Source organism: Motiliproteus coralliicola, assembly GCF_003345655.1.
GTDB classification, from domain to species: Bacteria; Pseudomonadota; Gammaproteobacteria; order Pseudomonadales; family Balneatricaceae; genus Motiliproteus; species Motiliproteus coralliicola.
The window spans coordinates 161163-173476 of sequence record NZ_QQOH01000002.1; the positions used below are offsets into that span (position 1 = coordinate 161163).

The window sequence follows — 12314 nt, forward strand, 5'->3', positions numbered from 1 at the left end:
TTGAATATGAAAACATTGTTAAGATTATCTAAACATGTACTGGAGTCTGGATCTGATTAATGGGTATTAAGGCTGATGAACAGTAGCTATTGGAACGGTGTCCGCGCTTTCCTGGCAGTGGCCAGTCATGGCAGCTTTACCGCCGCCTCGGAAGCCAGTGGGGTGTCCAAGGCCAGTCTCAGCCAGCATATTTCCGCGCTGGAGAAGAGCCTGGGTGTACAGCTGCTGCATCGGACCACCCGCAGCCTGCGGCTGACCGATGTAGGCCGTGGTTTTCAGGCGCTATGCCAGCAGGGAGTGGATCAGTTGGAGAGTGCCCAGGCCTGGGCGGTTCAGGCCAATCAGGCGCTGCAGGGGCCGATCCGGATGAATGCGGTAGGCGGCTTGATCGGTGAAGAGCTGATTGCTCCTCTGGTGATCGAATTTCTGCAGCGTCACCCAGAGGTCAATGTGGAGTTGGATTTCTCCAGCCACCGGGTCGATCTGCTTAACGATCCTGTGGATTTGGTGATGCGGATGGGGGACCTGCCCGACTCCAGCCTGGTGGCGCGTCGCCTGTATCGGATTCGAACCCGCTATGTTGCCAGTCCCGACTTTATTGAGGCTCGGGGTGAGATCGACCATCCGGAACAGTTACGGGAGCTGCCGTTGATCTGCGGCAGCGTCACCGAGTGGTTGTTTGTGAAGCAGCAGGAGCGGGTGATGCTGCCGATCAAACAGAGCTTCAAGGTCGCCAATGGCCGGGCAATGCTGCAGGCGGCCAAGGCCGGGCTGGGGGTGGCGCGGTTGGCCGATCTCTATGTCCAGCGGGCTCTGGATGACGGATCGCTGATGGAGGTGCTGCCGGATTGGAACCATGCCACCGAGCTGTCGCTGGTTTGTCCACCGGCTCGCTACCAGCTGCAGCGGGTCAAGGCACTGATGGACTGGCTGGTGGCGAATTTCGAGTCCCGCTATCAGGCGTTGCTGCAGCCCAATTCTGGCTGAGAGCGGCGAGTGATCAGCGCCACTGATCTCGATGCTGCAACGCCGGGATTTCTGTGGCCGGCTGCGGTTTGCTGAAATAGTACCCCTGTACCTGGTCGCAGTTCAGCGAAGCCAGATAATCCAGCTGCTGTGGGGTTTCAACGCCTTCGGCGATCACTTTCAGCCCGAGATTATGGGCCATCAGGATGATGGTGGAGACCAGCTCGGCATCGTTCTTGTCCTGACCGATTCCATCGACAAAACTGCGGTCGATCTTCAGGTTATCGAGCGGAATCCGCTTGAGCAGGCTGAGACTGGAGTAACCGGTGCCGAAGTCATCCATCGAGATACTGGCACCCTGGTCGCGTAATTGATGCAGTGTGTCGGCGACGGCATCAGCGTCTTCGATCAGGCAGCTTTCGGTGATCTCCAGATCCAGCAGCCGGGCCGGAATCGAAGCCTGTTGTAGTGCTTGGCTGATATCCGCCGTCAGATCCCGCCGCAGTAGTTGCTGGGGCGAGACGTTGATGCTGATCTTCAGCTCGCGGTTGCCTTCGTCCAGCCAGTGGCGGCACTGGCGGCAAGCCTGATTGATAACCCAGACGCCGATATCACCGATCAGGCCGAGCTCTTCGGCCAGCGGGATGAATTCATCCGGCGGAATCGAGCCCAGTTCCGGATCTTGCCAGCGTAACAGGGCTTCAACCCCGATCATTTCTCCACGTTGGATATCGATCTTGGGCTGGTAATGGAGCGTAAACGCCTGCTCGGAGAGGGCGATACGGAGCCGGTTCTCCAGCTTCAGTTGCCGCATCGAGCGCTCGTTCATGTCGGCGCAGTAGAGCTGAAAGCCGTTACGGCCGGCCTGTTTGGTCCGATACATCGCGATGTCGGCGTTTTTCAGCAGGGTATCTCGGTCACGACCGTCCTGGGGGTAGATGCTACAACCCATGCTGGCACTGATGTAGAGCTCGTGGCCTTCCACCCGAACTGGCTGCTTCAGGGCTTCGATGGCGCTTTGAGCGATCCGGCGAGCGGCATCGTCGCTGTCCAGCTCGGTGAGCAGCAGAATCAGTTCGTCACCGCCGACCCGGGAGATGGTATCGCCGGCACGGATGCAGCCCTGTAGGCGCTTGGAGACCTCGCTCAAAACCTGATCGCCGGCTGAGTGCCCCAGGGAATCATTGATCCGCTTGAAGTGGTCCAGATCGATACAGATCAGCGCCAAGCGGTTGCCATCCCGCTTGGCGGTGGCTAGGGCTACATCAACACGGTCGAACAGCAGCTGACGATTGGGAAGTCGGGTTAGCGGGTCGTAGTAGGCCAGGTTCTCGATGATCTCTTCGGACTTCTTGCGCTCGGTGATATCGCTGAAGATCCCAGCGTACAGGGTCCGGTTGTGCTGGGCGTCATGGATCGCGGTGATGGTCAGCCATTCGGGGAACAGCTCGCCGCTCTTGCGTCGGTTCCAGATCTCTCCCTGCCAGGTGCCGGTGCGGTGGATCTGTTTCCACATCTCCCGGTAAAACTCCGGTGACTGCTTACCGGAACTGATCAGACTGGCGTTTTGCCCCAGCGCTTCGTTTTCGGAGTAGCCGGTCAGGATGGTGAAGGCGGGATTGACCGACTGGATGATGCCCTGCTCGTCGGTGACCATGATTCCATCCATGGAGGCATCGATCAGCGCATGGGCCATATTGAGATCGTGTTCGCTCCGGGCCAGATCGGCCGCCTGGCTGGTCAGTGCCTCTCGGAGCCGGTTGGCGTAGGCTTGCTCGATGTTGGAGAGGATATCGGCGAATGAGATCAAGCCAATCAGGCTTCCATCCAGATCGGTGACACCGAGGTGTCGGATATTGCGCCGGTCCATCAGCGAACGGGCTGAAAGCAAGGTCATGTTGGCCGGGATGCAGATCAGCGGTTTGCTGATCTCCTCGCTCAGCGCGTTGCCCATCTTGTCTTCGGCAATCAGCCTGACCAGGTCGCGCTCGGTCAACAGCCCCACCGGCTGCTGCTGTTCGGTGATGACGATGCAGTCGGACTGATGGTCGCGCATCGTGGTGACCGCGGTCGCCAGTTGTTCGCTCTGGCTGATCTGCAGCGGCGCGGATGCGGGTAGGATCGACTGCACCTCGTTCATGTGCAGGAAGTACTCGGTGTCCTGATGCCGGACCAGGTCGCTTTGCGACAGGATACCGACCGGCTCGTTCTGATCATCGGTAACCAGCAAGTGGCGGATGCCGTGCCCTTTAAAGTAGTGGGCGGCTTCATCCATGCTCACCGAAGCCTTGATCGTCTGTACCGGGGCGCTCATCCAACGACTGATCGGGCTGTCAACCACCGAAGGGTTCTGGAAGTCGAGCTTCATCGCATCGCTTTCGGTCCAGATTCCCAGTGGTTGTCCATCGGCACTGATCAGGACCGAGCTGCAGCGACATTCGCGCATCAGTCGGGAAACCGCCAACAGGCTGGTGTCCGGATCGCAGCTGACGATCTGTTGCTGCACGATTGAGGCGATCGGTTTGGATGGTCTTAGGTTCATGAACTTCCGCGTACTCTTCCTGAGGCGTTCCCCATGGCCACAGTGGGGGATGATAGATCGGTGAAGGCTATCGCCATTGGTGCGGCAACGTACATTACTGAGGTCAAGAAATCATCAATAACTTAATTTTTTTGTCGGAATTGAGCAATTATCACTAAGTTATTTATCTCTATCGATTGCCAGGGAGTCATTCCCTGTTGATGACGGGCTGGGCCGCAATCTTCAGAGGCATGATCTACTATCAGATATGCAGTGGGTCTAATGGAATCACCATTCCCTTCAGCTGTAATCGTTGTGCCTGCAACGGGGGAGTACAGAGTAAGACGAGAGAGGCCCCTATGAGGAGTCTAATCGTATGCTGTGACGGAACTTGGAACGATCCGAACAATGAGGATGACGACGTTCCTGCACCGACCAATGTCCGCAAGCTGTTTGAAGCGATCAATCTTGATAGCGACAACCCCAGACAGTTGAGTCGCTACCAATCCGGCGTCGGCACCGGAGGGTTGGTCGACAAGGTGATAGGCGGGATGGTCGGTTATGGATTGGGAGAAGATATTCGTGACTGTTATCAATGGCTCTCGGATAAGTATCAGCACGGAGACCAGCTCTATATTTTCGGTTTCAGTCGCGGTGCCTTCACCGCCCGAAGCCTGGCCGGGATGATCGGTAAATTCGGATTGATCGACTTCCACCAGCATCCGAACGAGGCTCGTGATGCGTTGGTCAAACGGGTCTACTACCAGGGCTACCGTAAAGGTGAGCCGCTCGATCACCCGATTGAGTTTCACCCCGATTCCCAGTCCGTGGCGTTTGTCGGGGTTTGGGACACCGTCGGGGCTCTGGGGATACCCAACGATAAGTCGTTGCTGAATATTTTCGATGATCCGAACAAATACCAGTTTCATGATGTGACCCTGGGTGAACACATCGGCCAGGCCCGCCATGCCGTGGCGTTGAATGAGAAGCGCGGCAGTTTTACTCCGACCCTGTGGCAGAGCCATCGAACCGATGGAAGCTTGAAGCAGCTGTGGTTCCCCGGGGTGCATTCGGATGTCGGTGGCGGCTATAAGGAAACCGGGCTGTCGGATGGTGCGCTGCAATGGATGGCGGAGGAGGCAATGGCGCAGGGGCTGAAGCTGAATGGCTCGATGCTGGCGCAGGTTAAACCCGATCCGCAGGGACTGGAGCATGACTCCCATGTCGGCGCCATGAAAGCCTTGCTTAGTGCCCCACGCAGCATACCCGACCTTGATCATGAACAGGCGGATATCCACCCCTCCGTGCTTGAACGGCGCAACAGTGCACCGATCGATCAGGGCCGTTATCTACAGACACGTGCGTTTAACGGCCAGCCGATCGAGGTCGATATCTATGCCAAACACCCGTGGAACTGGACCGGAATCTTTTTAGAGGCGGGGCATCGCTATCGCTTAACCGCCACCGGCGAGTGGATGGATGCGTCTGTCCCCGCATCACCCAAGGGCACCTCGGATGGCGAGTTTCATAAGGGGGAGATCTTCCATGTGGCCGGGAAGATAACCGGGTTGTTTGAGAGCGGCTTTAAGAAGCTGTTTGGCAATCGGCAGGCCAATTTTTTCGGCACCAAGCGGGTAGAGGATGCCGACTGGTTTTGCCTGATGGGAGCCATCGCCGATGGGGGCAATCCTGGGGTTGATGGTACCCATGACCCGCTGCACCTGTTCCAGATCGGAGAGCAGGCTCAGATTCAGGTCGCCCGCTCCGGCTATCTGTACTGTTTTGCCAATGATGCCTGGGGGTTTTACGGCAATAATCGGGGGTACGTCACCCTAAAGGTTGAGCCGCTTTCGTAAGGGTAGAACAAACCGTTTAGGGGCAGGGAATGTTGTCACGGAAGGATCCGATTTTTTCCCAGCTCTGCGCTGTCCAGCGTTGGATTTCGGACTATGCTGATTTATAGGCACTGACGAGCCAATCCTTGAGTTGGACCGGCGTAGGATTATTGGAGAAAAGGATGTTCGCAAGTCGCAGCTTGGTGTTGTTCCTGGCCCTGCTTGGTTCCTCTGTTTTGTTCCCCTTTCTTATTGATAGCGCCCGGGCTTCGCAGGAGCTTTCGGTCTGGCGCGATCAGAATTTAACGGCGCAGCAGATCGCCTGGCTTGAGCAGCACCCAGTGTTAAAACTCGGTGTCGATCGAAGTTTCTCCCCCTACGAGTGGATCGATGAAAGCGGCCACTATACCGGCATGGCGGCCGACTATATCCGGTTGCTTGAACAGCGCCTCGGGGTCGAGATCGTACCGCTGGTCGATACCGGTCAGTCCTGGTCCGAAGTGCTCAAGGCCGCCAAAGGCGGTGCCTTCCACCTGATGTCCTGTTTGGTCAAGACGCCGGAACGGGAAGATTTTCTGTTGTTCAGTGATCCTTATCTCTCTAGTGCGGCGGTGATCATCAGTAAGCAATCGCAGGGATACCTGGGCACTCTGGATATACTCAAAGGCCGGACTGTCGCGATCCACAAGGGCCACTTCACCAGCGAACTGGTCAAGCGCGATTACCCGAGCATCGATATCGTCAACACCCCCAGCCTTCAGCAAGCGCTGGAGCTTGTCTCCAACGGGCGAGCAGACGCCTTTGTCGGTGATGCGAACGCCGCCAGTTTAGTGATGAAAAAGGCCGGTATCCTGAATCTTGCCTTCTCCGGCCATACCGACTACCAGAGCGACTTCCGCATCGGTGTCTACAAAGAATATACCGAGCTAGCCGGGATTATCGCCACGGCGATGGCCAGTATCAGTGAGGCGGAGCGTAACGCGATCTATCAGCGTTGGCAGGGACTGGAACTACCGGATGGCGTGCCGCTGGAGAAGATCGTTATCGGGGTCGTACTAGGTCTGGCCCTGTTAGCAGTTTTTGCCTACTGGAACTACCGGCTGCGAAAATCGGAGGCTGCTCAGCGCTTGAGCCAGCAGCGTTTCAAGAATCTGGTGGAAACCACCGATGCGATGGTCTGGGAAGCCGATGTCGAGACCGAAAACTTCACCTACATCAGTGAAAATGCCGTTCGTATTCTGGGGTATTCGGTCGAAGAGTGGCTGCAGCCGAATTTCTGGCACCGAAATATCCACCCAGAGGATCGTGATCGGGCCGTAGGATATTGCCGGACTCAAACCTCGAAGCTGCTCGATCATGAATTTGAGTACCGCTTTGTCCACGCCGACGGTCAGATGCTCTGGATCAGGGATATGGTCAACCTGGTGGTCGAGGATGGTCGCCCGGTGGTAATGCGTGGATTGATGCTGGACATCACCGAGAAGAAAAAGGCGGAGATGCTGATCCTGGAGAGCGAGCATCGTTTTCGAGAACTGATCGACAGCCTGCCGGCCATCGCGGTTCAGGGCTATGACGAACAGCTGCAGGTCACCTATTGGAACGATGCCAGTGAACGGCTCTACGGCTTTTCACAGGACGAAGTGTTCGGCAAGAAACTCAGCGAGCTGATTATTCCAACCACGATGCGCGAGGACGTTATCAGGGCGCATCGAGCCTGGGTGGATAATGGCCAGGCGATCCCCGCGGCGGAACTGGAGCTGCAGCACAAGGACGGCAGCCTGGTGCCTGTCTATTCCAGCCACGTGCTGCTGGGATCCGAGGCCACCGGTAAGGAGATGTACTGTATCGATATCAGCCTGATTGAGCAGAAGAAAGCCCACGCTGAGTTAAAGCATCTGGCCCATTTTGACCCGCTGACGCAACTGCCAAACCGGCGAACTTTCAGTGACCGGCTCGACCAGATGATGAAACGATCTGGACGCGATGGCGGTCGAATTGCGGTGATGATGATCGATCTGGACCATTTCAAGGAGGTCAACGACACCCTGGGGCACGCCTACGGCGACTTGTTGCTGCAGGATGCGGCTAAGCGGCTGGCCGGCTGTGTCCGCGAGACCGATACCGTGGCTCGTCTAGGTGGTGACGAGTTCCTGCTGTTGCTGGACAACGTTGCCGATATCGCTGCGATTGAGCGCATTGCCAAAAACATTCTTCGTCAGATGAGCGAGCCATACTCCCTGTTGGATCATCGCTCCTATGTGACGGCAAGCATCGGTATCACCTTCTATCCCGATGATGCCAACTCTGAGGAGGTATTGCTGAAGAACGCCGATCAGGCGATGTACGCCGCCAAGGGAAAGGGGCGGAATCGGTTTCATTACTTTACTCCGGAGATGGAAGTGCTGGCACAGACTCGCCGTCGAACCCTGGAACAGTTGCGTGAGGCGATTCAGCGCCAACAGTTGGAGGTTTACTACCAGCCGATTATCGATTTGAGCTGCGGAGGCATACGTAAAGCCGAAGCGCTGTTGCGCTGGAACCATCCGGACGGCCAGATTTCCCCGTTACAGTTTATCCCGCTGGCCGAGGAGACCGGTTTGATCGTCGAAATCGGCAACTGGGTGTTTACCGAAGTGGCCCGGCAGTCCGAAGCCTGGGCGCGGACATATCAGGTGGAGCTGCAGGTGTCGGTCAACACCAGCCCGGCACAATATCTGGATGACCACTGCTGCAAACCGGAGTGGTTCGAGGATATTCTGGCCCAAGGCCTGGATCCGGCCCGGCTCTGCGTTGAGATCACCGAAGGGCTGTTGATGGAGCCGGATCAAACTATTCTGCAAAAGCTGCTGATGTTCCGCGATAACGGGGTGGAGGTGTCGCTGGATGACTTCGGCACCGGTTACTCATCGTTGGCGTACTTGAAGCAATTTGATATTGATTACCTGAAGATCGATAAGAGCTTTGTCAGCAACCTGAGTCCCACCAGTCATGACCGGGTTCTCTGTCAGGCGATCATCGCGATGGCCCATACCCTGGGGATCAAGGTGATCGCCGAAGGGGTCGAAACCGAGCAGCAGCAGCAGTTGCTCCGCCAGATCGACTGCGATTTCGCCCAAGGCTATTTCTACAGTCGCCCACTTCCGGCCGACCAGTTCGCCGCCACCTGGCTGGAGCCAGACTCTAAGGTTTAGCTCAGGTTGCTCGTTGGCCTAACCGATCATACCGGTAACGCCATCGGCGACGAACTGAATCGCCAAGGCGGCCAGAATCACGCCGAGAAAGCGGCGCAGAATCTCATCCCCGGTGCGCCCGATAATCAGTTTCACATACTTGGACAGCAGCATCAGTACCAGGGTGCTGGCGGTGATCGTCAGGATGGCGGCCAGCACCGACAGTTGAGCGGCGGTGGATTCGGCCTTGGAAAACAGCAGAATCGCCAGCGTGAGCGAGCCCGGGCCGGCCAACATCGGAATCGACATCGGAAACACCGAGACATCTTTACGCTCGGTGGTCTGGTTGTACTCGATATCCTTGGTGATCATGTTGAATGCGGTGAAGAACAGCAACAGACCACCTGATATCCGCAGTGCTTCGATACTGATCCCCAACCGACTCAGTAGCGGCTCGCCGTAGTTGCCGAAAATGATCAACAGCAGGGTCGAGATTAACGCTGCCTTGGCCGCCATCACGAAGCGATGGCGGTTATCACCGACCGGGACCAGTGAATGGAAGATCAGTGCGGCTCCAATCGGGTCGATAATGACGAAGAGCGCGGTGACCGCGTTCAGGTAGGTGGCGAGATCCATAGGGCAGCGTCGTTCAGTTGAGCTTGCTCGACCTGGCTGGCAAAGATAACGCAGCCAACAGTGGTCGGAAGGGGTTTAATTAAGGGGGGTGAAGTTTACTCAAGCCTGGGTAAACAGCAACCGCTGTGGCAGTAAAGCACAGGGAGATAGTCGGGGCGACTGCGATTGGATTTGCTCAACAGAGTTGAGGGGCCGAAGCCCCGAGATCTGGAAAAAAAAGCCCCGCAAGGCGGGTCTTTGGAGATAGCGCTTAGGCTGTGGCGGTGCGGCTTTCGCTGCTTACCTGGTTGTAGACCGATTCGTCCAGCTCGTTCTCGCTCTTGCCGACCAGAATCGAGACCATCAGGTCGCCGCAGACATTGACGCTGGTGCGGGCCATGTCGAGGATGCGGTCGATACCGGCGACAATGGCCAGACCTTCCATCGGCAGCCCCACGGTGGTGAGTACCAGTGACAACATGATCAAACCGGCTCCCGGCACACCGGCGGTACCGATGGAGGCCAGGGTCGAGGTCATGATGATCAGCAGGTAATCGGAGAAGGCCAGGTCAACACCGAACGCCTGGGCGATAAACAGCGCGCAGACCCCCTGATAGAGCGCGGTACCGTCCATGTTGATGGTGGCGCCCAGCGGCAGGACAAAGCTCGAAATACCCTTGGAAACGCCCATCTCTTCGCGTGCTGCCTTGATGGTGGCCGGCAGGGTGCCGGAGCTGCTGGTGGTGGTGAAGGCCACCGAGGCAGGGTTAAGCAGCCCCTTCAGGTAACGTCTCGGGTTCAAGCGGCCCAGGCTGCTGATCAGACCGGTATAGACCACCAGTACGTGCACCAGACAACCGATGTAGACCGCGCCGATCACCTTGATCAATGGCAGCAGGATATCCATTCCGTATTTACCGGCGACCCAGGCCATCAGGCCAAAGATGCCGTAAGGCGCAAGCTTCATGACCAGTTCGGTCAGCTTGTACATCCCTTCGGCCAGGCTTTCGAACACCTTGATGGCCGGCTGCGCCTTCTCACCGCAAAGTGACAGCGCGATACCCAGGCCCAGGGCGAACACGATGATCTGCAGGATATTACCGGCAGCCAGGGCACTGATCGGGTTCTTCGGAATCATGTTCAGTAGCGTCTGAATCAGGGTCGGGGCTTCTTTGGCCACCGGTGCGGCTTCGACGCTCATGCTGATGCCGGCGCCGGGGGTCAGCAGGGTGCCCAGTCCGAGGCCGATACTGATCGCCACCGTCGTGGTACCCAGGTAGAGGAGCACCGATTTCAGGCCGATACGGCCCATCTTGCGGGTATCCTGCATAGAGGTGACACCAACCACCAGCGAACAAAATACCAACGGTACAATCAGCATCTTGATGGCGTTGATGAACAGGGTTCCGATCGGTTTCAGGATTTCGGCATCGGGTCCCATAACCGCGCCGACCAAGGTGCCGAGCACCATCCCGATCAGGATCTTCTTCCATAGCGGCATGCCGCTCCAGAAGCCGTTTTGGGTTGCAATTGCTTGTTCCATAGAGGTTTCCTTTCTTATGTTTGTAGTCGGACCGTCTCGGGTAGCCGGACCGGGTTAAATGGCGTCTTACTGACGACGTCGCTGTGGTCGGATCATGTTGGCGGGGCTGAGCACGTCGGCCAGCGCCTCTTCACTCATCAGCCCTTCCTCCCGGATCAGCTCCAGCACCCCGCGACCGCTCTGCAGCGCGGTTTTGGCGATTCGGGTGGCGTTCTCGTAGCCGATGTAAGGATTGACGGCGGTGACGATGCCGATGCTCTGGTCGACCAGCTCCTGGCAGCGCTCTCGATTGGCGGTGATGCCGCGAACGCAGCGGTTTTTGAGCATGTCCATCGCCTGGGTCAGCATCCGGATCGATTCGAGCACGTTGTAGGCGATCAACGGCTCCATCGCGTTGAGCTGCAGCTGTCCGGCTTCGGCGGCCATGGTGACGGCCAGATCGTTACCGATGACCTGATAGGCCACCTGGTTCATCGCTTCGGGAATCACCGGGTTGATCTTGCCGGGCATGATCGAGCTGCCGGGCTGTTGGGCGGGCAGGTTGATCTCGTTAAGGCCGCAGCGGGGCCCCATGCTGAGCATGCGCAGATCGTTGGAGATCTTCGACAGCTTCACTGCCAGGCGCTTGAGCATGCCTGAAAAGAGGACGAAGGCGCCCATATCGGAGCTGGCCTCGACCAGGTCGGAAGCGCGCTTGAACTCGAAGCCGCTAAGCTCGGACAGATGACCCACGGCCAAGCGGGCGTACTCGGGATCGGTGTTGATGCCGGTGCCGATCGCCGTGCCGCCCAGGTTGATCTCTTTGAGCAGCTCGGACAGGCCGGCGATCCGGTCGATATCTTCGGTTAGGGTGCTGGCGAAGGATTGAAACTCCTGCCCCAGGGTCATTGGTACCGCATCCTGCAGCTGGGTGCGACCCATCTTCAGCACATCGGAAAACTCTTCAGCCTTGGCGGCAAAGGCATCGCGTAGCGAGGCCAGTGCCTTGACCAGGTCGCCGTGCTTGAGCAGAACGGCCAGCCGTACTGCGGTCGGATAGGCATCGTTAGTGGACTGCGACATGTTGACGTGGTTATTGGGGTGCAGGTGTTGGTACTCCCCCTTGGCGTGTCCCAGCAGCTCCAAGCCGACGTTGGCGATCACCTCGTTGGCGTTCATGTTGGTGGAGGTGCCGGCGCCGCCTTGGATCATGTCGACGACAAACTGGTCGTGGTGGTCGCCGTCGAGGATTTTGCCGACCGCAGCTTCGATGGCGTCGGCGTGGATATCATCCAGCAGCCCGAGCTGTTGATTGGCTTTGGCACAGGCCAGTTTGACCATGGCGATGGCGTTGACCAGCTGGGGGAAGTGCTGCAGCGTGACACCGCTGAGATCGAAGTTCTTACAGGCGCGTTGGGTCTGGATACCGTAGTAGGCCGAGTCCGGTACGGTGGCTTCGCCCAACAAATCCTTTTCCTGGCGTCCCTCCCGTTTCAAAGTTGAAGCGGCACTTATCCCCATGAATGTTTCCTCGTGACGTTATTGTTATCGGGGCCGACAGGATCAAGGGCCCGTTTAAGTCAGAGTTATTGCAACCGGGGTGCCAGTTGTTATTTTGTTGGTTAACTTGTTGAAAGTATTAAATAAATTTCTTTGTTTGTGGTTGTCTGGCTTCCGCAAAGGGC

The 12314-nt window shown here is 57.4% G+C and carries 7 protein-coding genes; 3 read left to right on the forward strand and 4 right to left on the reverse strand.

The window, feature by feature from the left end:
* Positions 1-75: 75 nt before the first annotated feature.
* Positions 76-987: a LysR family transcriptional regulator gene (locus tag DV711_RS07585; RefSeq protein ID WP_114695083.1), complete on the forward strand. Its 912-nt coding sequence runs from the start codon at positions 76-78 to the stop codon at positions 985-987.
* 13 nt (positions 988-1000) lie between these two features.
* On the opposite strand, the gene DV711_RS07590 is transcribed toward DV711_RS07585, so the two are convergent.
* Entirely contained in the window at positions 1001-3508 is a 2508-nt protein-coding gene (locus tag DV711_RS07590) for an EAL domain-containing protein (RefSeq protein WP_114695084.1), read from the reverse strand.
* A 338-nt stretch (positions 3509-3846) separates the two neighbouring features.
* Between DV711_RS07590 and DV711_RS07595 the strand changes: the two genes are divergently transcribed.
* A complete protein-coding gene (locus DV711_RS07595; RefSeq protein ID WP_165840037.1) occupies positions 3847-5343 on the forward strand; it encodes a DUF2235 domain-containing protein in 1497 nt (498 codons plus the stop codon).
* Positions 5344-5504: 161 nt separating this feature from the next.
* Complete coding sequence (locus DV711_RS07600) at positions 5505-8513, forward strand: EAL domain-containing protein (RefSeq protein WP_114695086.1); 3009 nt, start codon at positions 5505-5507, stop codon at positions 8511-8513.
* Positions 8514-8531: 18 nt separating this feature from the next.
* Here the strand turns inward: DV711_RS07600 and DV711_RS07605 are convergent, their stop codons facing one another.
* From DV711_RS07605 to DV711_RS07615, 3 genes are all read right to left on the reverse strand, one after another.
* Positions 8532-9128 (reverse strand): MarC family protein, encoded by a 597-nt coding sequence (locus DV711_RS07605; RefSeq protein WP_114695087.1) that lies wholly within the window; start codon positions 9126-9128, stop codon positions 8532-8534.
* 250 nt (positions 9129-9378) lie between these two features.
* Positions 9379-10650 (reverse strand): dicarboxylate/amino acid:cation symporter, encoded by a 1272-nt coding sequence (locus tag DV711_RS07610; RefSeq protein ID WP_114695088.1) that lies wholly within the window; start codon positions 10648-10650, stop codon positions 9379-9381.
* A gap of 66 nt (positions 10651-10716) precedes the next feature.
* Positions 10717-12150: an aspartate ammonia-lyase gene (locus DV711_RS07615; RefSeq protein WP_114695089.1), complete on the reverse strand. Its 1434-nt coding sequence runs from the start codon at positions 12148-12150 to the stop codon at positions 10717-10719.
* Positions 12151-12314: the final 164 nt, after the last annotated feature.